This is a genomic window from Pseudomonas sp. RIT288 (genome assembly GCF_000631985.1).
Lineage (GTDB): Bacteria > Pseudomonadota > Gammaproteobacteria > Pseudomonadales > Pseudomonadaceae > Aquipseudomonas.
Window position 1 is genome coordinate 179674 of record NZ_JFYN01000041.1, and the last position, 23609, is coordinate 203282.

At 59.6% G+C, this 23609-nt stretch carries 19 protein-coding genes; 3 read left to right on the forward strand and 16 right to left on the reverse strand.

Annotated features, from left to right (window positions below):
• Positions 1–66: 66 nt before the first annotated feature.
• The 16 genes from dnaE to rpsB form a co-directional block, all read right to left on the reverse strand.
• Positions 67–3588, reverse strand: a complete 3522-nt coding sequence (dnaE, locus tag BW33_RS22490) for a DNA polymerase III subunit alpha (RefSeq protein WP_047601288.1) — start codon at positions 3586–3588, stop codon at positions 67–69.
• Positions 3589–3664: 76 nt separating this feature from the next.
• On the reverse strand, positions 3665–4291 hold the full coding sequence (rnhB, locus tag BW33_RS22495) for a ribonuclease HII (protein ID WP_003222148.1): 627 nt from the start codon (positions 4289–4291) through the stop codon (positions 3665–3667).
• An 8-nt stretch (positions 4292–4299) separates the two neighbouring features.
• A complete protein-coding gene (gene lpxB, locus BW33_RS22500; RefSeq protein WP_047601289.1) occupies positions 4300–5430 on the reverse strand; it encodes a lipid-A-disaccharide synthase in 1131 nt (376 codons plus the stop codon).
• Between the two features lie 2 nt (positions 5431–5432).
• Positions 5433–6209: an acyl-ACP--UDP-N-acetylglucosamine O-acyltransferase gene (gene lpxA / locus BW33_RS22505; RefSeq protein WP_047601290.1), complete on the reverse strand. Its 777-nt coding sequence runs from the start codon at positions 6207–6209 to the stop codon at positions 5433–5435.
• Positions 6206–6646 carry a 3-hydroxyacyl-ACP dehydratase FabZ gene (gene fabZ / locus BW33_RS22510; RefSeq protein ID WP_003222142.1) on the reverse strand — a complete coding sequence of 147 codons (441 nt, stop codon included), beginning with the start codon at positions 6644–6646 and terminating at the stop codon, positions 6206–6208. The genes lpxA and fabZ overlap by 4 nt, the downstream gene beginning before the upstream one ends.
• 106 nt (positions 6647–6752) lie before the next feature.
• On the reverse strand, positions 6753–7808 hold the full coding sequence (gene lpxD, locus BW33_RS22515; RefSeq protein WP_047601291.1) for a UDP-3-O-(3-hydroxymyristoyl)glucosamine N-acyltransferase: 1056 nt from the start codon (positions 7806–7808) through the stop codon (positions 6753–6755).
• A 3-nt stretch (positions 7809–7811) separates the two neighbouring features.
• Entirely contained in the window at positions 7812–8315 is a 504-nt protein-coding gene (locus BW33_RS22520; RefSeq protein ID WP_003222140.1) for an OmpH family outer membrane protein, read from the reverse strand.
• 45 nt (positions 8316–8360) lie between these two features.
• On the reverse strand, positions 8361–10736 hold the full coding sequence (gene bamA, locus BW33_RS22525) for an outer membrane protein assembly factor BamA (protein ID WP_047601292.1): 2376 nt from the start codon (positions 10734–10736) through the stop codon (positions 8361–8363).
• A 74-nt stretch (positions 10737–10810) separates the two neighbouring features.
• Complete coding sequence (gene rseP / locus BW33_RS22530; RefSeq protein ID WP_047601293.1) at positions 10811–12163, reverse strand: sigma E protease regulator RseP; 1353 nt, start codon at positions 12161–12163, stop codon at positions 10811–10813.
• Positions 12164–12217: 54 nt separating this feature from the next.
• Entirely contained in the window at positions 12218–13408 is a 1191-nt protein-coding gene (gene ispC, locus BW33_RS22535; RefSeq protein WP_047601294.1) for a 1-deoxy-D-xylulose-5-phosphate reductoisomerase, read from the reverse strand.
• Positions 13405–14211: a phosphatidate cytidylyltransferase gene (locus BW33_RS22540; RefSeq protein WP_007964272.1), complete on the reverse strand. Its 807-nt coding sequence runs from the start codon at positions 14209–14211 to the stop codon at positions 13405–13407. The genes ispC and BW33_RS22540 overlap by 4 nt, the downstream gene beginning before the upstream one ends.
• Entirely contained in the window at positions 14211–14966 is a 756-nt protein-coding gene (gene uppS / locus BW33_RS22545) for a polyprenyl diphosphate synthase (RefSeq protein ID WP_047601295.1), read from the reverse strand. The genes BW33_RS22540 and uppS overlap by 1 nt, the downstream gene beginning before the upstream one ends.
• Positions 14967–14980: 14 nt before the next feature.
• On the reverse strand, positions 14981–15538 hold the full coding sequence (frr, locus tag BW33_RS22550) for a ribosome recycling factor (RefSeq protein ID WP_047601296.1): 558 nt from the start codon (positions 15536–15538) through the stop codon (positions 14981–14983).
• Positions 15535–16278, reverse strand: coding sequence for a UMP kinase (pyrH, locus tag BW33_RS22555; RefSeq protein WP_003222124.1), 744 nt, complete (start codon positions 16276–16278; stop codon positions 15535–15537). The genes frr and pyrH overlap by 4 nt, the downstream gene beginning before the upstream one ends.
• Before the next feature lie 212 nt (positions 16279–16490).
• Positions 16491–17354 (reverse strand): translation elongation factor Ts, encoded by an 864-nt coding sequence (gene tsf, locus BW33_RS22560; RefSeq protein WP_003222121.1) that lies wholly within the window; start codon positions 17352–17354, stop codon positions 16491–16493.
• Between the two features lie 203 nt (positions 17355–17557).
• Positions 17558–18295, reverse strand: a complete 738-nt coding sequence (gene rpsB / locus BW33_RS22565) for a 30S ribosomal protein S2 (RefSeq protein WP_003222119.1) — start codon at positions 18293–18295, stop codon at positions 17558–17560.
• A gap of 374 nt (positions 18296–18669) precedes the next feature.
• Between rpsB and map the strand changes: the two genes are divergently transcribed.
• From map to dapC, 3 genes are all read left to right on the forward strand, one after another.
• Positions 18670–19452: a type I methionyl aminopeptidase gene (map, locus tag BW33_RS22570; RefSeq protein WP_047601298.1), complete on the forward strand. Its 783-nt coding sequence runs from the start codon at positions 18670–18672 to the stop codon at positions 19450–19452.
• Between the two features lie 41 nt (positions 19453–19493).
• Positions 19494–22196, forward strand: coding sequence for a [protein-PII] uridylyltransferase (locus BW33_RS22575; protein WP_047601299.1), 2703 nt, complete (start codon positions 19494–19496; stop codon positions 22194–22196).
• A gap of 210 nt (positions 22197–22406) precedes the next feature.
• Positions 22407–23606 carry a succinyldiaminopimelate transaminase gene (gene dapC, locus BW33_RS22580; protein WP_047601300.1) on the forward strand — a complete coding sequence of 400 codons (1200 nt, stop codon included), beginning with the start codon at positions 22407–22409 and terminating at the stop codon, positions 23604–23606.
• Positions 23607–23609 lie beyond the last annotated feature (3 nt).

The window sequence follows — 23609 nt, forward strand, 5'->3', positions numbered from 1 at the left end:
AGAGGCGCGCTGAGGTCGAGATTAAAAATTCAGGTTGTGGGCAAGCGCAATGATGGCACTTGCCGGTCAACGGTATTGGAGGAAGACGTTGTCTCGTCCGAACTGGTCACGCAGGGCTTGAATCAACGCATCCGCCGGGTCGATTCGCCAGGTCTCGCCGAACTGCAGCAAGGTCTTCGCATCGGGACTGGTGTACTCCATGGTGATCGGGCACGCCCCGCGGTGACGCTTGAGCAGCTCACCCAACCAGCGTAGCTGATCGCCTTTCAAGTCCTGAGTGTGCAGCTTCAGGCGCAGGCTCTCGGCCAGATTGGTCCGTGCATCTTCCATGCTCATCACACGCTTGACCCGCAGGCGCAGGCCGCCGGAGAAGTCGTCGTTGCTGACTTCGCCTTCGACCACCACCATTGCGTCGGTCTGCAACAGCGACTGCGCGGAGTGGAACGCATCGGCAAACAGCGAGGCTTCGATCCGTCCCGAGCGGTCGTCGAGGGTGATGAAGCCCATCTTGTCGCCCTTCTTGTTCTTCATCACCCGCAGGGCAATGATCATCCCGGCCACGGTTTGCGTGTCGCGGGCCGGTTTCAGGTCGATGATGCGCTGCCGGGCGAAACGGCGAATCTCGCCTTCGTACTCGTCGATCGGGTGACCGGTCAGGTACAGGCCCAAGGTGTCTTTCTCCCCCTTGAGACGCTCCTTGAGGGTCAGCTCCTTGGCCTTGCGATGTGTCGCGTAAACGTCGGCATCTTCCTCGACGAACAGCCCGCCAAACAAATCAGCATGACCACTGTCGTGGGTACGGGCGGTCTGTTCGGCAGCCTTGATCGCCTCCTCCATCGCCGCCAGCAGCACCGCGCGGTTGCGGTCGATGTTGGCCTGATAAGCCTTTTGCTCATCGTGGAAGTAGGGGCCGAGGCGGTCCAGCGCGCCGCTGCGGATCAGACCGTCCAGCGTCCGCTTGTTGATGCGCTTGAGGTCGACCCGGGCGCAGAAGTCGAACAGATCCTTGAACGGGCCGTCCTGACGCGCTTCGGTGATCGCTTCCACCGGGCCTTCGCCGACACCTTTGATCGCGCCGAGGCCATAGACGATGCGGCCGTCGTCGTTCACCGTGAACTTGAACTCCGAAGTGTTCACGTCCGGCGCGTCGAGGCGCAGCTTCATCGTGCGCACTTCCTCGATCAAGGTCACGACCTTGTCGGTGTTGTGCATATCCGCCGAGAGTACCGCAGCCATGAACGGCGCCGGGTAATGCGCCTTCAGCCAGGCGGTCTGGTACGACACCAGGCCGTAGGCGGCGGAGTGGGATTTGTTGAAGCCGTAACCGGCGAATTTTTCCACCAGGTCAAAGATGTTACCGGCGAGGTCGGCGTCAATATTGTTGGTCGCGCAACCTTCAATGAAACCGCCGCGCTGCTTGGCCATTTCCTCGGGTTTTTTCTTGCCCATGGCTCGCCGCAGCATGTCCGCACCACCAAGGGTGTAACCGGCCATGACCTGGGCGATCTGCATCACCTGTTCCTGATACAGGATGATGCCGTACGTCGGCGCCAGTACCGGCTTGAGACCTTCGTACTGATAGTCCGAGTGCGGGTACGCCAGTTCGGCGCGACCGTGCTTACGGTTGATGAAGTCGTCCACCATGCCGGACTGCAGCGGGCCCGGACGGAACAGCGCCACCAGTGCGATCAAGTCTTCCAGGCAGTCGGGCTTGAGCTTTTTGATCAGCTCTTTCATGCCGCGCGATTCAAGCTGGAACACCGCCGTGGTTTCGGCTTTCTGCAACAGGTTGTAAGTCGGTTTGTCGTCGAGCGGGATAAACGCGATGTCCAGCGGCTCTTCGCCGACCTTGGCGCGGTCACGGTTGATGGTTTTCAGCGCCCAGTCGATGATCGTCAGGGTCCGCAGGCCGAGGAAGTCGAACTTCACCAGACCGGCGGCCTCCACGTCGTCCTTGTCGAACTGGGTTACCAGACCGTCACCGGCCTCGTCGCAGTAGATCGGCGAGAAATCGGTCAGCTTGGTCGGCGCGATGACCACACCACCAGCATGCTTGCCGACGTTACGCACCACGCCCTCGAGCTTGCGCGCCATCTCCCAGATTTCCGCCGCTTCCTCATCAACCTTGATGAAGTCACGCAGGATCTCTTCCTGCTCGTAGGCTTTTTCCAGGGTCATGCCGACTTCGAACGGAATCATCTTCGACAGACGATCCGCCAGACCGTAGGACTTGCCCTGCACCCGCGCCACGTCGCGCACCACTGCCTTGGCGGCCATGGAACCGAAAGTGATGATCTGGCTTACCGCGTTGCGGCCGTATTTCTCGGCCACGTAGTCGATCACCCGGTCACGACCGTCCATGCAGAAGTCGACGTCGAAGTCGGGCATCGATACCCGTTCCGGGTTAAGGAAACGTTCGAACAGCAGGTCGTATTCCAGCGGATCAAGGTCAGTGATCTTCTGCACGTAAGCCACCAGCGAGCCGGCACCCGATCCACGGCCAGGGCCTACCGGCACGCCGTTGTTCTTGGCCCACTGGATAAAGTCCATCACGATCAGGAAGTAACCGGGGAAACCCATCTGGATGATGATATCCAGCTCGAAATTCAAGCGGTCGACGTAAACCTGACGCTTGGCCTCATAGTCTTCGGTGGTGTCCTTGGGCAGCAGCACCGCGAGGCGTTCTTCGAGACCATCGAAGGATACCTTGCGGAAATATTCGTCGATGGTCATGCCATCGGGAATCGGGAAGTTGGGCAAGAAGTGCGTGCCCAGCTTCACTTCAATGTTGCAGCGTTTGGCAATCTCGACAGTGTTTTCGATGGCATCGGGAATGTCGCTGAACAGCTCGGCCATTTCCTCGGCGCTTTTGAGGTATTGCTGGTCGCTGTAATTCTTCGAACGCCGCGGATCGTCAAGGGCGCGGCCCTCACCAATGCACACGCGGGTTTCGTGGGCGGCGAAGTCTTCCTGCTTGATGAAGCGCACATCGTTGGTCGCCACCAGCGGCGCGCCGAGCTTGTCGGCCAGGGCCACGGCACCGTGCAGTTGCTCTTCGTCATTAGGGCGATTGGTACGCTGGATTTCCAGATAGAAACGATCCGGGAACACCGCCATCCATTCGCGCGCCAAGGTCTCGGCTTCGTCCGGGTTGCCACTGATCATGGCCATGCCGATCTCGCCTTCTTTGGCGGCGGACAGCATGATCAGGCCTTCGTTGGCCTCGGCGACCCATTCGCGCTCGATGATGATCATGCCGTTGCGCTGGCCGTCGATGAAGCCGCGCGAGATCAACTCGGTGAGATTGCGATAACCCTTGGCGTTCATCACCAACAGGCTGATCCGGCTCAATGGCCCGTCCGGATCCTTGTTCGACAGCCACAGGTCGGCGCCGCAGATCGGTTTGATGCCGGCGCCCATGGCGTTTTTATAGAATTTGACCAGGGAACACATGTTGTTCTGATCGGTGACCGCCACGGCCGGCATGTTCATGCCGGTCAGCGCCTTGACCAGTGGCTTGATCCGCACCAGCCCGTCGACCAGGGAGTATTCAGTGTGCAGGCGTAGATGAACGAATGAAGCCGGCATAGTGATCCTGTCCAGTTACATAGAGACAACAAGGCCCGGATTGTACCGGGCCTCGAACAAAACATCAGCCTTGCGCCTAAACCTGCGTCAGACCTTCCAGCGCTTCGTAAGCCTGACGCACCGGGGCGAACGAGCGCCGGTGAATCGGCGTCGGGCCAAGACGCACCAACGCTTCCAGATGAACGGGCGTCGGATAGCCTTTATGGCCGCCGATGCCGTATCCCGGGTAGATCAATTCGAATGCCGACATCTCGCGATCGCGACTGACTTTGGCCAGAATCGACGCCGCGGCAATCGCCGGTACCTTGCTGTCACCCTTCACCACCGCTTCGGCGCGCATCGGCAGTTTCGGGCAGCGGTTACCGTCGATCATCGCCAGTTTCGGCTGAATATGCAGACCGGCCACCGCGCGCTGCATGGCGAGCATGGTCGCGTGGAGGATGTTCAGCTCGTCGATTTCCTCGACTTCGGCGCGGGCGATGCACCAGCTCAGGGATTTCTCGATGATCTCGTCGTAGAGCTTCTCGCGCCTGGCTTCGGTGAGCTTCTTCGAATCGTTGAGGCCGAGGATCGGCCGGTTCGGATCGAGGATCACCGCCGCCGTCACCACCGCGCCGCACAACGGGCCGCGACCGACTTCGTCGACACCGGCCACCAGCTCTTCGACTTCGGCGACCAAGGTGAAATCCAGGCCCATCTGCATCGTCTTGCTCATTGTTTCTGACCGATCAGGTTGAGGACGGCATCCGCCGCCTGATTGGAAGCATCCAGCCGCAAGGTGCGGTGGATCTCGTCGAAGCCACGGGTCTGTTCTTCGCCACCTTCGATCAGCGGCGACAGGGTCTGCGCCAATGCCTCGACTGTCGCATCATCCTGCAACAGTTCCGGCACCAACAGACGCTGGGCCAGCAGATTCGGCAGCGACACGTACGGGCTCTTGACCATGCGCTTGAGAATCCAGAAGGTCAGCGGCGCCAGGCGATACGCAACGACCATTGGCCGCTTGTACAGCAACGCTTCAAGCGTCGCCGTGCCGGAGGCGATCAGCACTGCGTTACACGCCGCCAAGGCCAGATGCGACTTGCCGTCGAGCAGGGTTACCGGCAAGTCGCGGCCAACCAGCAACTCTTCGAGCTGAGCGCGACGCTCGGCATTGGCGCACGGGATGACGAAGCGCAGCCCCGGGCGCATGGCCCGCAGACGTTCGGCAGTATCGAGGAACAGCGCACCGAGACGGCCAACTTCACCGCCACGACTGCCGGGCATCAACGCCACCAGCGGCCCGTCGGGCAAGCCGAGTTCGGCACGCGCGGCGGCGCGATCGGCCTGCAGCGGAATGGTATCGGCCAGCGTATGACCGACGAACCGCACCGGCACGCCCTTCTCTTCGTAGAATTTTGCTTCGAACGGCAACAGGGTGAGCATCAGATCGCAGCCTTCGCGAATCTTCAGTACACGCTTCTGCCGCCACGCCCACACCGAAGGGCTGACGTAATGCACGGTCTTGATCCCGGCCTGACGCAGCTTGAGTTCGATGTTGAGGTTGAAATCGGGAGCGTCGATGCCGATGAACACATCCGGTTTCTCGGCGATCAACGTGGCGATCAGATCCTTGCGGCGCTTGAGCAACTCGCGCAGCCGCCCGAGGACTTCCACCAGCCCCATGACCGACAGGCGCTCCATGGGGAAATAAGACGTCAGGCCCTCGGCCTGCATCAACGGACCGCCGACACCGATGAACTCGACCGCCGGGTGTTGAGCCTTGAGGGCGCGCATCAGACCGGCGCCCAGAATGTCACCGGAAGCTTCTCCCGCCACCAGCGCAATACGCAGACTGGCCATGATCAGCGAGTGATGCCGCGAGTCGAAGACTGGATCGAGTCACGAAACAGCGCAACTTCCGGAAACTGCGCAGCAGGCTCAGCCAATTCGGCCAACGCTTGCTCCACAGTCAAGCCCTGGCGGTACACCGTTTTATAGGCGCGGCGCAGCGCGTGAATCGCGTCTTCGCTGAAGCCACGGCGGCGCATGCCTTCGAAGTTCATGCTGCGCGCTTCGGCCGGGTTGCCGAATACGGTCACGAACGCCGGAACGTCCTTGCCGATGGCAGTGCCCATGCCGGAAAAGCTGTGAGCGCCGATGTGGCAGTACTGATGCACCAGGGTGAACCCGGAAAGGATCGCCCAGTCATCAACGTGCACATGCCCGGCCAATGCCGTGTTGTTCACCAGAATGCAGTGGTTGCCGATGACGCTGTCATGCCCGATGTGGGCGTAGGCCATGATCAGGTTGTGATCACCCAGCGTGGTTTCCGAACGATCCTGCACGGTGCCCCGGTGAATCGTCACGCCTTCGCGAATGACGTTGTGATCACCGATCACCAGACGGGTTTCCTCACCCTTGTACTTCAGGTCAGGAGTGTCTTCACCGACCGATGAAAACTGGTAGATGCGATTGTGCTTGCCGATACGGGTCGGGCCTTTGAGGACCACATGCGGTCCGATCACGGTACCCTCGCCGATTTCCACACCTGCGCCGATGATCGACCACGGGCCGACCTCGACGCCGTCAGCCAGAACGGCCGACGGATCGATGATTGCGCGAGGGTCAATCAAACTCATAGCTTGCGTTCCGCACAGATGATTTCAGCCGAGCAGACTGGCTTGCCGTCGACCGAAGCCTGGCATTCGAATTTCCAGATCTGACGCTTGCAGCTGATGAACTTGGCTTCCAGGATCAACTGATCGCCCGGCAGCACTGGCTGACGGAAACGCAGTTTGTCGGAACCGACGAAGTAGTACAGGGTGCCATCGGCCGGTTTCACATCGAGCATTTTGAAACCGAGGATCCCGGCAGCCTGGGCCATCGCTTCGATGATCAGTACGCCCGGCATGATCGGGTGCGCTGGAAAGTGGCCGTTGAAGAATGGCTCATTGATGCTGACATTCTTGTAGGCGCGAATGCGCTTGCCTTCAGTGTCCAGTTCCACCACCCGGTCCACCAGCAGGAACGGGTAACGGTGAGGCAGGTATTCGCGAATCTCGTTGATGTCCATCATTTCGGGGGGAAGCCTATGTAAAGATTGGGAGCGCGACTGACGCGCACTCCTCTAGCAAATCAAGGAGGCAGTCTAGAGGCTGTGCACACTTGATATGGAAATGGTATCAGCCATCAGATGAAGCATTGCTGCCGGGGGTCACTTCCCCGACGCGCTTTTCCAGCTGCTTCAAACGTCGCGCGAGGTCATCGAGCTGACGGATGCGGGCCGCGCTTTTGCGCCATTCGGCCGCCGGTTGCATGGCTGTGCCGGAAGAATAGGCGCCTGGCTCGGTAATCGAGTGGGTCACCATGGTCATCCCGGTCAGGAAAACGTTGTCGCAAATATCGATGTGCCCAACCAGACCGACACCACCGGCGAGCATGCAGTGCTTGCCGATTTTGGTGCTGCCGGAGATACCGACACACGCCGCCATTGCGGTGTGATCGCCGACCTGAACGTTGTGCGCGATCTGGATCTGGTTGTCGAGTTTCACGCCGTTGCCGATCACGGTGTCTGCCAGCGCGCCACGGTCGATGGCGGTGTTCACGCCAATCTCGACATCGTCGCCGATGGTCACGCCGCCGATCTGGGCGATCTTCTGCCAGATACCTTTCTCGTTGGCAAAACCGAAGCCTTCACCGCCGAGCACGGCACCGGACTGGATCACTACACGCTTGCCGATGCGCACGTCGTGGTACAGCGTCACCCGTGGAGCGAGCCAGCCGCCCTCGCCGATTTCACTGCGGGCACCGATGACGCAATGGGCACCCAGGGTGACCTGCGCGCCGATGCGCGCACCGGCCTCGATCACCACGAACGGGCCGATGCTGGCGCTTGGATCAACCACCGCATCCGGCGCAATCACCGCTGTGGGATGAATACCCGCAGCGGCTTTCGGCTTGGGATCGAACAGGTGAGAGATACGGGCGTAAGCCAGGTAAGGATCAGGCACCACCAGCGCGTTGCCGGAAAAACCTTCGGCATCGGCTTCCTTGAGCAACAGCGCAGCCGCCTGGGAACTTGCCAGGTATTTGCGATATTGAGGATTTGCCAGAAAGCTCAACTGAGCTGGGCCAGCCTCCTGCAAGGTGGCTAGCCCAGTAATTTGCGTCTCGGGTTCGCCACGCAGGGTGGCGCCGAGGAACTCGGCCAACTGGCCGAGCTTGATAGTCACGGTCATGGGTTACTTCAGCTGATTCATGCGCTCGATAACCTGGCGCGTGATGTCGTACTGAGGTTTGACATCGATCACAGCGCCACGCTCGAACACCAGGTCAAAACCACCTTTCTTGATGACTTCTTCCACTGCGCTATCCAGTTTCGGCTTCAGTTGCTTGAGCATTTCGCGGTCGGCAACTGCCTTGGCTTCGTTCAGCTCCTTGGACTGGAACTGGAAGTCACGGGCCTTTTGCTTGAATTCAAGCTCCAGACGCTCACGCTCGCCCTGCTGCATCTTGTCGCCACCGGCCATCAGACGATCCTGAATGCCCTTCGCGCTGCTTTCCAGCGTCTTGAGCTTGGTCAGTTGCGGGCCGAACTTCTTCTCGGCATCCACGGCGTATTTTTTGGCCGCGTCGGATTCCAGCAGTGCCATCTGATAGTTCAGAACGGCGATTTTCATGTCGGCGAACGCCGGGCCTGCCACCAGCACGGAGGCCAGGAGAACCAATTGAGTCAACTTACGCACGATGCACTCCTACAAAATCCATTGTCGTTATCTTGGGTCAGACGCTTAGAACGTCTGGCCGAGGGAGAATTGGAACACTTGAGTTTCAGCTTCATCCGGTTTCTTGATCGGCATCGCCAGTGCAAAGCTCAGCGGGCCCAGTGCGGTGACCCAGGTCACGCCGACACCGACGGAGCTGGCCATGTTGCTCAGACTGATGTCGTTGCACTTGGTGTTCGACGAAGAGCCATTCGCGTTGGTGGTGTCCTTGCATTGCGAATCGAAAACGTTACCCACATCCCAGAATACCGAGGTACGGAGGGAGCGCTGATCCTTGACGAACGGCAGCGGGAACAGAACCTCGACACCGCCCTGGATCAATACGTTGCCACCGAACGGCAGCGGATCCTGATCCGGGTCGACCGAGGTGCCCGGATTAGTGCCACGACTCGGGGTACTGCGAGGACCCAGCGTACTGTCCTTGAAGCCGCGAACCGAGTTGAAACCACCAGCATAGTAGTTTTCATAGAACGGCAAGCCGTCGGTCGAACCATAACCGTCGCCATAACCCAGTTCGGTGTGCAGACGCAGGGTGTAGTTTTCGGTGATTGGCTGGAACAACTGACCACGGTAGTCGAGTTTGTAGAACGACAGGTCGCTGCCCGGGATCGTGGTTTCCAGCGTCAGGCTCTGCGAACGGCCACGTGTCGGCAGTACGCCCTTGTTCAGGGTCGACTCGGACCAGCCGGCCGAAGCCTTGAAGTTCAGGTAGTTGTCGCCTTCCTTGTTAACGAAGTCGAAAATCTCGTCAACGGTGTATTGACCGGTCTTGATCTTGTCCTGCTGAGCAGACAGACCGAAGGTCAGACGCGAAGTCTCGCTGATCGGGTAGCCAACGTTGATGCCGGCACCCAGGCTGTCTACCGCATAGCTCGCTACGTCGACGTCGAGGTCTTTGTAGTCGGTGGTGCGATAGAATGCGTTATAACCCAGGCTCACGCCATCGGCGGTCCAGTACGGGTCAACGTAGCCGAAGTTGTAGCGGCTCTGGTATTCGCTGCGGGTCAGGCCCACGCTCACACGGTTACCGGTACCCAGGAAGTTGTTCTGAGTAATCGAACCACCGAGGATCAGACCGGCGCTCTGGGCGAAACCGACGCTGGCGGTGATCGAACCGGATGCCTGCTCTTCAACGGCGTAGTTCACGTCAACCTGGTCGTCGACACCCGGAACAGCCGGCGTTTCGACGTTCACTTCTTTAAAGAAGCCCAGACGCTCCAGACGAGTCTTGGACTGGTCGATCAGGTAGGTCGAAGCCCAGCCACCTTCCATCTGGCGCATTTCACGGCGCAGCACTTCGTCCTCGGACTTGGTGTTGCCACGGAAGTTGATGCGGTTGACGTAGGCGCGCTTGCCCGGATCGACGGCGAACAGGATGTCCACAGTGTGATCGTCGTCATGCGGCTGAGGTATGCCGTTGACGTTGGCGAAGGTGTAACCCTCGTTACCCAGACGGCGAGTGATCAGTTCGGAGGTGGTGGTCATCAGCTTGCGCGAGAACACCTGGCCTTTCTGCACCAGCAACAGCGACTTGACCTGATCTTCAGGCACCTTCAGGTCACCGCTGAGCTTGACGTCACGAACGGTGTACTTCTCGCCTTCGGTGATGTTGACGGTGATGTAGACGTGCTTCTTGTCCGGGGTGATGGACACCTGGGTCGAAGCGATGTCCATGTTGATGTAGCCACGGTCCAGGTAGTAGGAACGCAGGCGCTCCAGGTCACCGGAGAGTTTTTCACGGGCGTACTTGTCGTCGTTCTTGAAGAACGACAGCCAGTTGGTGGTTTTCAGCTCGAACAGGTCGATCAGATCGTCATCAGGGAAGACCGTGTTACCCACCACGTTGATGTGCTGGATGGCAGCCACAGTGCCTTCGTTGATCTTCACTTTCAGCGCCACACGGTTACGCGGCTGCGAAACCACTTCGGTGTCGACGGTCGCCGAGTAACGGCCCTGGGCAACGTACTGACGTTGCAGCTCGTTACGGACACCCTCGAGGGTGGCGCGCTGGAAGATCTCGCCTTCGGACAGACCGGACTGCTTCAGGCCTTTCATCAGGTCTTCGGTAGAGATCGCCTTGTTGCCTTCGATCTCGATACTCGCGACCGACGGACGTTCGACGACCGTGATCACCAGAACGTTGCCTTCGCGGCCCAGCTGGATATCTTGAAAGAAACCGGTTTTGAACAACGCACGAGTGGATTCCACCAGGCGACGATCATCCGCCTGCTCGCCGACGTTCAACGGCAAGGCACCAAAGACGCTACCCGCGGAGACCCGCTGGAGGCCATTGACGCGAATATCAGAGATAGTGAAGGACTCGGCGTGAACTTCGGCGATCATCAATACGGTGAGAACCGCAGTTAGCAGCAGACGTTTCATGAAGTCCTTTCTTATTCCAACTGGCAATAAACAAACTGCCGCAAAATGCGGCAGATTCGCAATTCAGCGAAGCTTTACAGTCGACCCAGATCATTGACCAGAGCAAGCAACATCACTCCGACCACCAAACTGATACCGATCTGCACCCCCCAACCTTGCACCCGATCCGACAAGGGGCGACCACGCACCCACTCAATCAGATAAAACAACAAATGCCCCCCATCCAGTACAGGAATGGGCAGCAAATTCAGAACCCCCAGGCTAATACTCAGATAAGCAAGGAAATTCAGGAAATCAGCAACGCCCGACTGGGCAGAAGCGCCCGCCACTTTAGCAATGGTTATCGGCCCACTCAAGTTTTTTACCGAGAGCTCGCCAAACAGCATTTTCTTCAGTGAGTCCAGCGTCAGGATGCTCATGGTCCAGGTACGCCGGGCACCCTCGCCAATCGCGGCCAACGGGCCATAACTGACCTCGCGGATCATTTCCGGCGGCCAGTCCACAGCTTTCACGCCAGCCCCCAGATAACCGCTCGGCGCCTTGCTTTCGCCACGCGCAGCCAGGGTCACCGGGACGTCGATTTGAGCACCGTCGCGTTCGACGCGCAGCAAGATTTTGGTATCAGGACGCGTACGAACGGTATCGACCACTTGCTGCCAGTCACCCAGCGCCTGGCCATCGAGCGACAACAGGCGGTCGCCGGTTTTCAGACCAGCGGCCTGTGCCGGACCTTTTGGATCGAGCTCGGCCAGCACCGGTGGCAAGGCCGGGCGCCATGGGCGAATACCCAGCGAGCGAATCGGATCGGGCTCATCAGCCCCTTTGAGCCAGTGATCCAGCGCCAGTTCGCGCGGCGTATCCGCGGTAGACCCCTGCTCACGCACGAGCAACTGCAGGGAACCACTTTCCCCAAGACGACGGACCAATTGCAAATTGACGGCCGCCCAGCCGGAAGTCGGCTCGCCATCGATAGCGACGATTTCCTGACCGGCATTCAAACCGGCCTTGGCCGCGATGCTGCCGGACTCGACCGCACCGATGACCGGACGGATCTGCTCACTGCCGAGCATGGCCAGCACCCAGAAAAACACCAGGGCCAGCAGGAAGTTGGCGATCGGTCCCGCCGCGACAATAGCGATGCGCTGGCGAACCGATTTGCGATTGAAGGATTGATGAAGTTGATCGGCCGGGACTTCGCCCTCACGCTCATCGAGCATTTTGACGTAGCCACCCAGCGGAATCGCGGCGACGACAAACTCGGTGCCCTGCTTGTCGTGCCAGCGCAGCAGGGGCATGCCGAAGCCCACGGAGAAACGCAAAACCTTGACGCCACAGCGACGCGCGACCCAGAAGTGGCCGAATTCGTGAAAGGTGACCAGCACACCCAAAGCGATCAGGGTGCCGGCAATCATATAGAGCGCGCTCATCTACTTTCTCCGCAATCCTGTTCAGTGCCGCGTGAAGCCATGGTTCTGCAACGGCTATCGGCCGTGACGATTCAGCCACTGTTCGGCCAGAATCCGCGCTTTCGCGTCTGCGGTAAACACCGCGTCCAGATCCTCAAGCGCAACCACTGGCTCGAGGTTCAGCACGTCCTCAATGATACTCGCGATTTCCAGATAGCCAACGCGTCCGTCGAGAAACGCCGCGACTGCCACTTCATTGGCCGCATTGAGCATGGCCGGCGCACTGTTGCCGGCCTCCGCCGCCTGCCGCGCCAGGCGCAGGCAAGGGAAGCGCTGTTCGTCCGGCGCCTCGAAATCCAGGCGCGCAACGGCAAACAGATCCAGCGGCGCCACACCCGAGTCGATCCGCTCAGGCCAGGCCAATGCGTTGGCAATCGGCGTGCGCATGTCAGGGTTGCCCAACTGCGCCAATACCGAGCCATCCACATAGTCGACCAGCGAGTGAATCACACTCTGCGGATGGATCACCACCTCGACCTGCGACGGCTTGGCATCGAACAGCCAGCAGGCCTCGATCAACTCCAGGCCCTTGTTCATCATGCTGGCCGAGTCCACCGAGATCTTGCGCCCCATGGACCAGTTCGGGTGCGCACACGCCTGATCAGGCGAAACATGCGCCAGCTCGCTCATCGGCGTCTGACGGAAAGGACCGCCCGAAGCAGTCAGCAAAATCCGCCGCACGCCAACCGCACCCAGCCCGCGGGAAAAATCCTGCGGCATGCACTGGAAGATCGCATTGTGCTCGCTGTCGATCGGCAACAACACCGAACCGCTCTTGTGCACGGCCTGCATGAACAGCGCGCCGGACATCACCAACGCTTCTTTGTTGGCCAGAAGGATTTTTTTCCCGGCCTGCACCGCTGCCAGAGTCGGGCGCAGGCCCGCAGCACCGACGATGGCCGCCATCACGGCATCGACTTCGGGCGCGGAGGCGACCTGGCACAGGCCCTCCTCCCCGACCAATACGCGGGTTGGCAAACCGGCAGCCCGCAGGTCGTCCTGCAACCCCCGCGCCGCCGCCACTTCCGGCACCACGGCAAACTGCGGCACATGGCGGATGCACAAGGCCAGCAGCTCGCTCAGGCGCGTGAAACCACTCAGGGCGAAAACCTGATAACGCTCAGGATGACGAGCAATGACGTCGAGGGTGCTCAGACCGATCGAGCCGGTGGCTCCCAGAACGGTAATCTGTTGCGGGCCGCTCACGGTGCAGCCATCCACAGCAATACAGCGAAAATCGGGATCGCAGCTGTCAGGCTGTCGATGCGATCAAGCACACCGCCATGACCGGGCAGCAGGTTGCTGCTGTCCTTGATGCCGGATTGACGCTTGAACATGCTTTCGGTGAGGTCACCCACCACCGAAATGAACACGATCAACGCAGCGCCGATCAGCCCCTTGAGCAGCTCAGCCACCGTCCAGTCGCGAACCAGGCCGACGATGGCGGTAATCACCAGACTCAGCGCCAGGCCACCGTAAACGCCTTCCCAGCTTTTACCCGGGCTGACTTGCGGCGCCAGCTTGCGCTTGCCAAAGGCACGGCCGGAGAAATAGGCACCGATGTCGGCCCCCCAGACCAGCACCATCACCGCCATGATCAGCCAGTTACCCAGTGGGTACTGTTTGATCTGCACCAGACCTTGCCAGGCCGGCAGCAGGATCAGCAAGCCGATCACCAGTTTGGTGGCCGCCGTGGACCAGTGCTCGCTGGAGCGCGGATACGTCAGCACCAGGTACGTCGCCACCGCCCACCACAACACCGAAGCGCCCAACACCCAAGGGGCGAGGCCCGGCAGGACGTACATGACGAACAGCATCAGCGCGACGACAGCGGCAAAGCCGACACGGAACGACTGTGCGGTAAAGCCAGCCAGGCGCGCCCATTCCCAGGCGCCCAGGCTTACGACCAAACCGATGAACAGCGCAAAACCGGATCCTTCGAGCAGGAAAAACCCGCATAGAGCGATCGGCAGCAAGATCAGCGCAGTGATGATTCGTTGTTTAAGCATTAAACCCGGGCTCCAGCTTCGACCTGTTCGCTCGTTTTACCGAAGCGACGCTGGCGCGAAGCGAAATCGGCCAGCGCGGTGCGCATGGCTTCGTGTTTGAAGTCCGGCCAGAACAGGTCGGAGAAGTACAACTCGGCATACGCCAGTTGCCACAGCAGGAAGTTGCTGATGCGGTGCTCGCCACCGGTGCGGATGCACAGATCCGGCAACGGCAGGTCGCCGGTGGCCAGACAGGTCTGCAGCAGATCCGGAGTGATGTCTTCCGGACGCAGATGCCCGGCCTGGACTTCACGCGCCAGACGCTGCGCCGCCTGGGCAATATCCCACTGACCGCCGTAGTTGGCGGCGATCTGCAGGATGAAGCGGTTGGCGCCGGCCGTCATGGCTTCCGCCTCGCGCATCGCCACCTGAAGCTCAGGATGGAAGCGCGAGCGATCGCCAATGATGCGCAAGCTGATGTTGTTGTCGTTGAGGCGCTTGGCCTCACGACGCAGCGCCTTGAAAAACAGATCCATCAAGGCACTGACTTCATCGGCCGGGCGCTGCCAGTTCTCACTGGAAAAGGCGAACAGGGTGAGCACTTCGACCTTGGCCTCGGCGCACACCTCGATCACCGCCCGCACAGCATCCACGCCCGCCTTATGCCCGGCGACACCCGGCATAAAGCGTTTTTTCGCCCAGCGATTATTGCCATCCATGATGATCGCGACATGGCGCGGCACCGCGGACGGCGCAGACTGCTTGGTCTTGTCCATTTAAAACTCGACCCTTATACGGCCATCAGGTCTTTTTCTTTCTCGTCCGTGGCCTTGGTGATCTGGGCCTCGAAGTCTTTGGTCAGCTTGTCGATATCAGCGGTGGCACGACGCTCTTCGTCTTCGCTGATTTCTTTATCCTTGACCAGCTTCTTCAGCTCGCCCAGCGCATCACGACGGATATTGCGCACGGCAACACGCGCATCTTCGGCTGCTGCACGCGCCTGCTTGGTGAAGCCTTTACGGGTTTCTTCAGTCAGGGCCGGCATGGAGATCAGCAGCAGTTCACCCAGGTTGGTCGGGTTCAGGTTCAGACCGGCGCTCTGGATCGCTTTGTCGACGGCCGCCAGCATGTTGCGCTCGAAAGCGACAACTTGCAGGGTGCGGGAGTCTTTTACAGTGATGTTGGCCACTTGAGTAATGGAAGTGTCTGCGCCGTAGTACGGCACCATCACGCTGCCCAGGATGCTTGGGTGAGCCTTGCCGGTACGAATCTGGCCGAATGCGTGGGCCAGAGAGTCCAGGGATTTTTGCATGCGCTCTTGAGCGTCTTTCTTGATTTCGTTGATCATTGTTGACCTTCCTCGATCAGGGTGCCTTCAGCGCCGCCATGCACGATGTTCAGCAGGGCGCCAGGCTTGTTCATGTTGAATACGCGCAGCGGCATCTTGTGGTCGCGGCACAGGCAAATAGCTGTCAGATCCATTACACCCAGCTTGCGATCCAGCACTTCATCATAAGTCAGATGATCGAACTTCTCGGCATGCGGGTCTTTGAACGGGTCAGCGGTATAGACGCCATCGACCTTGGTCGCCTTCAGAACGACGTCGGCGTCGATCTCGATGGCACGCAGGCAGGCTGCCGAATCCGTGGTGAAGAACGGATTGCCGGTACCGGCGGCGAAAATCACCACATCCTTGGAGTTCAGGTGGCGCATGGCTTTGCGGCGATCATAGTGATCGGTCACGCCAACCATGGAAATGGCCGACATCACGATAGCCGAGATATTGGCACGTTCCAGCGCATCGCGCATGGCCAGGGCGTTCATCACAGTGGCCAGCATGCCCATGTGGTCGCCTGTCACCCGATCCATGCCAGCCTTGCTCAAGGCCTCGCCACGGAACAGGTTGCCACCGCCGATCACCAGACCGACCTGTACGCCGATGCCAACCAGTTGGCCGACTTCCAGCGCCATCCGATCCAGCACTTTTGGATCGATCCCGAACTCCTCCGAGCCCATCAGGGCCTCGCCGCTAAGCTTGAGTAGAATGCGTTTATAGCGAGCCTGATAACCACTGCCCTGCTGAGCCATTGCGAATCTCTCCTGCGGCGTATTAAAAAAATTCTGTGCAAGCTGTTTTACAGCTGCCGTTCACTCTAGCTTGGCGCTGCTTCAGCGCCATCGGAACCTGGCTTTGTAAGTCAGTTCCCAGTGGAAACCAATTAAAAATTGGTAACCCCATCTGAAAAGAGGCTGCGCGCGTGAGCGGGCAGCCTCTTTCGGGCGACAGTTGAAAAACCGTCTTATTGCTTGGCGGCAGCCAGCTGGGCAGCAACTTCTTCAGCGAAGTTGTCGACCGGCTTCTCGATGCCTTCGCCTACTTTGAAGTAGGTGAAGGAAACGATTTCTGCGCCGCCTTTCTTGGCCAGCTCACCAACCTTGATTTCAGGGTTCTTGACGAACGCCTGCTCAACCAGGCTTGCTTCTGCCAGGAACTTGCTGATACGGCCTTTGACCATGTTCTCAACAATGTTTTCTGGCTTGCCTTTGATCTTCTCTTCGTTCAGCTGCAGGAACACAGCTTTTTCACGCTCGATCGCTTCAGCCGAAACTTGCGAAGGCAGCAGGAACTCAGGGTTGCTGGCAGCTACGTGCATCGCGATGTCTTTGGCCAGCTCGACGTCACCGCCTTTCAGAGCCACAACAACACCGATCTTGTTGCCGTGCAGGTAGGAACCTACAACGTCACCTTCGATACGGGTCAGACGACGGATGTTGACGTTTTCGCCTACTTTGGCAACCAGTGCTTCGCGAGCAGCTTCTTGCGAAGCGATCAGCGGAGCAGCGTCGGTCAGCTTGTCAGCGAAAGCTTTTTCAACGCTGGCAGCAACGAAGTTCTTGAAGTCGTCTTGCAGAGCCAGGAAGTCGGTCTGCGAGTTCACTTCCAGGATAACGGCAGCTTTACCGTCGTCCTTGATTGCGATTGCGCCTTCAGCGGCAACGTTGCCAGCCTTTTTCGCAGCCTTGATCGCGCCCGAAGCACGCATGTCATCAATGGCTTTTTCGATGTCGCCGTCAGCCTTTTCCAGGGCTTTCTTGCAGTCCATCATGCCTTCGCCGGTACGCTCGCGCAGTTCTTTAACCAACGCTGCAGTAATTGCTGCCATTTTCAAATTCCTCTTGGATAGGTTTTCAACCATTCCACCCGATCGAACGGGCGTTCAATTCTTCCCGAAACACCTTGTAGCTGCTGCACGTTACAAATGCAGGAGGTGCGCTGCCACAAGTGGGCGCCAACAAACGGTTTTCGAGGTGGCAAAAAGGGGGCCAAGCCCCCTTTTTGCTTACTGAGTCAACGCCAGGGCGTCGATTACTCAGCTGCAGCCTGAGTTTCTTCAGCTGCGAATTCAACAGTGCCGCCAGCAACATTGTTGCGACCACGGATCACTGCGTCAGCCATCGAACCCATGTACAGCTGGATAGCGCGGATTGCGTCATCGTTGCCTGGGATGATGTAGTCAACGCCTTCCGGGCTGCTGTTGGTATCGACAACGCCGATTACTGGGATGCCCAGCTTGTTGGCTTCGGTGATCGCGATGCGCTCGTGGTCAACGTCGATCACGAACAGTGCGTCTGGCAGACCGCCCATGTCCTTGATGCCGCCCAGCGAGCGATCCAGCTTTTCCAGGTCACGGGAGCGCATCAGCGCTTCTTTCTTGGTCAGCTTGGCGAAAGTACCGTCTTCGGCTTGAACTTCAAGGTCACGCAGACGCTTGATGGAAGCACGAATGGTTTTGAAGTTGGTCAGCATGCCGCCCAACCAGCGGTGATCGACGTACGGCGAACCGCAACGTGCTGCTTCTTCAGCAACGATCTTGCCAGCGGAACGCTTGGTGCCGACGAACAGAATCTTGTTTTTGCCCTGGGCCAGACGCTCTACGAAAGTCAGAGCTTCGTTGAACATTGGCAGGGTTTTTTCAAGGTTGATGATGTGAATCTTGTTACGCGCGCCGAAAATGTACTTACCCATTTTCGGATTCCAGTAACGGGTTTGGTGACCGAAGTGCACACCGGCCTTCAGCATATCGCGCATGTTGACTTGGGACATGATAGTTCCTTAATAAGTCGGGTTTGGCCTCCACGTATCCCAATGACCAACCAGTGGCATAAAGCCAAAAGCACCCAGGTCATCGTGTCGACACGTGTGTGGATTTAAGCTTTTCGGGGTATCCCCGGAAAGCGGCGCATTTTATACCACAGGGTGCGCAGAAACGGAACCCGGAATCTGTAATCGCACCAAGGACATGGGCGCAGCCCCCTTGGAATCGCCTCAAGGCACACCATTGTATAGAGAGAGACGATGCACGCAGGCGCGGATTTGCGCCTTTCGTCTGTTAGAATCGGGTTTTTCAGGGTCGCAAAACGCACACCTGCCACCCTGGTCCGTATCAGTAAGCGCCGCCGAGCGCAGAGAGAGCCTGTATGACCGTCAACCTCAAAACCCCCGAGGACATCGCTGGCATGCGTGTCGCCGGCAAGCTGGCCGCCGATGTGCTGGAAATGATTGCCGAACACGTCAAACCGGGCGTTACCACCGATCAACTGAACCAGATCTGCCACGACTACATCGTCAACGTGCAGCAGGCCATCCCTGCCCCGCTCAACTACAAGGGTTACCCGAAGTCGATCTGCACCTCGATCAACCACGTGGTCTGCCACGGCATTCCGAATGACAAGCCGCTGAAGAATGGCGACACCCTCAACATCGACGTCACCGTGATCAAGGACGGCTACCACGGCGACACCAGCCGCATGTTCCACATCGGCGAAGTGCCGGTCTGGGCCGAACGCCTGTCGCAGGTCACCCAGGAATGCATGTACAAGGCGATCGAAATCGTCAAACCTGGCTGCCGCCTCGGCGACATCGGTGAGATCATCCAGAAGCACGCGGAAAAGAACGGTTTCTCGGTGGTTCGCGAATTCTGCGGCCACGGCATCGGCAAGGTGTTCCACGAGGAACCGCAGATCCTGCACTACGGCCGCGCCGGTACCGGCATGGAACTGAAGGCCGGCATGACCTTCACCATCGAGCCGATGATCAACCAGGGCAAGGCTGACACCAAGGTACTGGGCGACGGCTGGACTGCGATCACCAAGGACCGCAAGCTCTCGGCACAGTGGGAACACACCCTGCTGGTGACCGACACCGGCTACGAGATCTTCACCCTGCGCGCCGACGACACCATCCCGCGCGTCTCGGCCTGACCCCAAGAACGCTCCCAGCCTTATAGAAGGAAAGCCAATCGATGCCGCAGGTGGATCCCGAACTCTTCGACCGCGGCCAGTTCCAGGCTGAACTGGCCCTGAAAGCGAGTCCCATTGCGGCGTTCAAAAAGGCGATCCGCCAGGCTCGCGAGGTCCTCGACACGCGTTTTCGCAGTGGTCGCGACATTCGCCGGCTGATCGAAGACCGGGCGTGGTTCGTCGACAATATCCTGCAAAAGGCCTGGGAGCAGTTCAACTGGAGCGAAGACGCCGATATCGCGCTGGTCGCGGTCGGCGGCTACGGCCGTGGTGAGTTGCACCCCTATTCCGACATCGACCTGCTGATCCTGCTGGACAGCGCCGATCACGAAGTCTTTCGCGATTCCATCGAGCGTTTTCTGACGCTGCTGTGGGACATCGGCCTGGAAGTCGGTCAGAGCGTACGCTCGGTCGACGAATGCGCCGAAGAAGCCCGCGCCGACCTGACGGTGGTCACCAACCTGATGGAAAGCCGCACCATCTGCGGCCCCGAGCGCCTGCGCCAGCGCATGCTCGATGTCACCAGTACGGCCCACATGTGGCCGGCCAAGGAGTTTTTCCTGGCCAAACGCGCTGAGCAAAAGGCCCGTCACCACAAGTACAACGACACCGAATACAACCTGGAACCCAACGTCAAAGGCTCGCCCGGTGGCCTGCGGGATATCCAGACGATTCTGTGGGTGGCCCGGCGTCAATACGGCACCCTGAACCTGCGCGCCCTCGCCGGCGAAGGTTTCCTGGTCGAGAGCGAAAACGCCCTGCTGGCGTCGTCCCAGGAATTCCTCTGGAAAGTGCGTTACGCCCTGCACATGCTCGCCGGTCGCTCCGAAGATCGCCTTTTGTTCGACCATCAACGGACGATTGCCGGCCTGCTCGGCTTTGAAGGTGACGACGCGAAACAGGCCGTCGAAAACTTCATGCAGCAATATTTCCGCGTGGTGATGAGCATCGCCCAGCTCAGCGACCTGATCATTCAGCATTTCGAGGAAGTCATCCTCGCCCCGGAAGACGAAGCGCCGCCGCAGCCGATCAACTCGCGCTTTCAACTGCACGACGGCTACATCGAAGCACGTAACGACAACGTGTTCCGCCGCACGCCGCTCGCCATGCTCGAGATCTTCGTGCTGATGGCCCAGCAGCCTGAAATCAAAGGCGTGCGCGCCGATACCATTCGCCTGCTGCGGGAAAATCGTCATCTGATCGACGACAACTTCCGCAATGACATCCGCAATACCAGCCTGTTCATCGAGCTGTTCAAGTGCAAGATCGGCGTGCACCGCAACCTGCGCCGGATGAACCGCTACGGCATCCTCGGGCGCTATCTGCCGGAGTTCGGTTTCATCGTCGGGCAGATGCAGCACGACCTGTTCCACATTTATACAGTCGATGCGCACACGCTGAACCTGATCAAACACCTGCGTAAGTTGCAGTACACCCAGGTGTCGGAAAAATTCCCGTTGGCCGCCAAGCTCATGGCCAAACTGCCCAAGCCCGAACTCATCTACATGGCCGGCCTGTATCACGACATCGGCAAGGGCCGGCATGGCGATCACTCGGACATCGGCGCGGTCGATGCCGAAGCGTTCTGCCAGCGCCATCAGTTGCCCCTGTGGGACAGCCGCCTGATCGTCTGGTTGGTGCAGAACCACCTGGTGATGTCGACCACCGCACAGCGCAAGGATCTGTCCGATCCACAGGTGATCCACGATTTCGCGCAGATCGTCGGCGACGAAACCCGTCTGGACTACCTGTACGTACTGACCGTGGCCGACATCAACGCGACCAACCCGACCCTGTGGAATTCGTGGCGCGCGAGCCTGTTGCGCCAGCTTTACACCGAGACCAAACGCGCCCTGCGCCGAGGCCTGGAAAACCCGGTGGATCGCGAAGAGCAGATTCGCCAGACCCAAAGTGCGGCACTGGACATCCTCGTGCGCGGCGGCACTGATCCGGACGACGTCGAGCAGTTGTGGGCGCAGTTGGGCGATGACTATTTCCTCCGTCACACCGCTGGCGACGTGGCCTGGCACAGCGATGCGATCCTGCAGCAGCCGGCCGATGGCGGTCCGCTGGTGCTGATCAAGGAAACCACCCAGCGCGAGTTCGAGGGAGGCACGCAGATCTTCATTTATGCCCCGGACCAGCACGACTTCTTCGCCGTAACCGTGGCCGCGATGGACCAGCTCAACCTGAACATTCACGACGCCCGGGTCATCACTTCGAGCAGCCAGTTCACCCTCGACACCTACATCGTGCTCGATACCGACGGCGACTCGATCGGCGACAACCCGGCCCGGGTCAAACAGATTCGCGACGGCCTGACCGAAGCCCTGCGCAACCCCGACGATTACCCGACGATCATCCAGCGCCGGGTGCCGCGCCAGCTCAAGCACTTCGCCTTCGCGCCGCAGGTGACGATCCACAACGACGCGCAGCGTCCGGTGACGGTGCTGGAACTGACCGCACCGGATCGCCCGGGCCTGCTGGCGCGGATCGGCGGGATCTTCCTCGAGTTCGACCTGTCGCTGCAGAACGCCAAGATTGCGACCCTGGGCGAGCGCGTGGAAGACGTGTTCTTCATCACCGACGCCCACAACCAGCCACTCTCCGATCCGCTGCTGTGCAGCCGTTTGCAGGACGCAATCGTCGAGCAACTGAGCGTCAATCAGGAACCGGATATCAAACTGTCGCGCATCAGTATTTGAATTAACAAACTATCCCTGTGGAGGCAGATATAGCTGCCCGGGGCTTTTGTGGTGAGGTGATTTATCCCCGATGGGTTGCGAAGCGGCCCCAAAAACCTGCAATCGCGGTGCATCCGCTACACCGCACGCGATGGTTTTGCGACTGCTGCGCAGCCGATCGGGGATCAATCCCCTCGCCACGGAGTTCTCTCCACATTGAACGAGGCCCCCATGAACAACGCTCTGAACCAGCTCCAGCCCTACCCGTTCGAAAAGCTCCGCGCCCTGCTGGGCACGGTCACCCCGAACCCGGACAAACGCCCGGTCGCCCTGTCGATCGGCGAGCCGAAACATCGCTCGCCAGGCTTTGTCGCCGAAGCGCTGGCGAACAATCTGGATCAGATGGCGGTGTATCCGACCACCCTCGGTATCCCGGCCCTGCGTGAGGCTATCGCCGGCTGGTGCGAACGTCGCTTCGGCGTGCCAAGCGGCTGGATTGATCCGGCGCGCAATGTGCTGCCGGTCAACGGTACCCGCGAAGCGCTGTTCGCCTTCACCCAGACCGTGGTCAATCGGGGTGACGATGCACTGATAGTCAGCCCGAACCCGTTCTATCAGATCTACGAAGGTGCAGCGTTCCTCGCCGGGGCCAAGCCGCACTACCTGCCGTGCCTGGACGAAAACGGCTTCAACCCGGATTTCGACGCCGTGTCGCCAGAGATCTGGAAACGCTGCCAGATCCTGTTTCTGTGCTCGCCAGGCAACCCGACGGGCGCACTGATCCCGGTCGATGTACTGAAAAAACTCATCGCTCTGGCCGACGAATACGACTTCGTGATCGCCGCCGACGAGTGCTACAGCGAACTGTACTTCGACGAACAGACCCCGCCGCCGGGCCTGCTCAGCGCCTGCGTCGAACTGGGTCGCAAGGACTTCAAGCGTTGCGTGGTGTTCCACAGCCTGTCCAAACGTTCGAACCTGCCGGGCCTGCGCTCCGGTTTCGTCGCGGGCGACGCCGACGTCCTCAAGGGCTTCCTGCTGTACCGCACCTACCACGGCTGCGCGATGCCGGTGCAAACCCAACTGGCCAGCGTCGCCGCCTGGAATGACGAAGTGCACGTTCGCGCCAACCGCGCGCTGTATCGCGAGAAGTTCGACGCAGTGCTGGCAATCCTCAGCCCGGTGATGGACGTGCAGCGCCCGGACGGCAGCTTCTATCTGTGGCCGAACGTGGCCGGTGACGATGCCGCATTCTGTCGCGATCTGTTCGAACAGGAACACGTGACCGTGGTGCCAGGCTCGTATCTGTCGCGCGAAGTAGACGGTGTCAATCCAGGCGCCGGCCGAGTGCGCATGGCCTTGGTTGCGCCACTGGCTGAATGTGTTGAAGCTGCAGAACGGATCCGCGACTTCATCACCCGCCAACGTTAACGT

Excerpts from the sequence above, each read along its gene's own strand:
- BW33_RS22575 (WP_047601299.1), top strand. The coding sequence starts at position 19,494 with ATGCCGCAGGTGGATCCCGAACTCTTCGACCGCGGCCAGTTCCAGGCT.
- rpsB (WP_003222119.1), bottom strand. The coding sequence starts at position 18,295 with ATGTCCCAAGTCAACATGCGCGATATGCTGAAGGCCGGTGTGCACTTC.
- dapC (WP_047601300.1), top strand. The coding sequence starts at position 22,407 with ATGAACAACGCTCTGAACCAGCTCCAGCCCTACCCGTTCGAAAAGCTC.
- lpxD (WP_047601291.1), bottom strand. The coding sequence starts at position 7,808 with ATGACCGTGACTATCAAGCTCGGCCAGTTGGCCGAGTTCCTCGGCGCC.
- map (WP_047601298.1), top strand. The coding sequence starts at position 18,670 with ATGACCGTCAACCTCAAAACCCCCGAGGACATCGCTGGCATGCGTGTC.
- lpxB (WP_047601289.1), bottom strand. The coding sequence starts at position 5,430 with ATGGCCAGTCTGCGTATTGCGCTGGTGGCGGGAGAAGCTTCCGGTGAC.
- lpxA (WP_047601290.1), bottom strand. The coding sequence starts at position 6,209 with ATGAGTTTGATTGACCCTCGCGCAATCATCGATCCGTCGGCCGTTCTG.
- rnhB (WP_003222148.1), bottom strand. The coding sequence starts at position 4,291 with ATGCAGATGGGCCTGGATTTCACCTTGGTCGCCGAAGTCGAAGAGCTG.
- bamA (WP_047601292.1), bottom strand. The coding sequence starts at position 10,736 with ATGAAACGTCTGCTGCTAACTGCGGTTCTCACCGTATTGATGATCGCC.
- BW33_RS22540 (WP_007964272.1), bottom strand. The coding sequence starts at position 14,211 with ATGCTTAAACAACGAATCATCACTGCGCTGATCTTGCTGCCGATCGCT.
- rseP (WP_047601293.1), bottom strand. The coding sequence starts at position 12,163 with ATGAGCGCGCTCTATATGATTGCCGGCACCCTGATCGCTTTGGGTGTG.
- fabZ (WP_003222142.1), bottom strand. The coding sequence starts at position 6,646 with ATGATGGACATCAACGAGATTCGCGAATACCTGCCTCACCGTTACCCG.
- dnaE (WP_047601288.1), bottom strand. The coding sequence starts at position 3,588 with ATGCCGGCTTCATTCGTTCATCTACGCCTGCACACTGAATACTCCCTG.
- tsf (WP_003222121.1), bottom strand. The coding sequence starts at position 17,354 with ATGGCAGCAATTACTGCAGCGTTGGTTAAAGAACTGCGCGAGCGTACC.
- frr (WP_047601296.1), bottom strand. The coding sequence starts at position 15,538 with ATGATCAACGAAATCAAGAAAGACGCTCAAGAGCGCATGCAAAAATCC.
- uppS (WP_047601295.1), bottom strand. The coding sequence starts at position 14,966 with ATGGACAAGACCAAGCAGTCTGCGCCGTCCGCGGTGCCGCGCCATGTC.
- pyrH (WP_003222124.1), bottom strand. The coding sequence starts at position 16,278 with ATGGCTCAGCAGGGCAGTGGTTATCAGGCTCGCTATAAACGCATTCTA.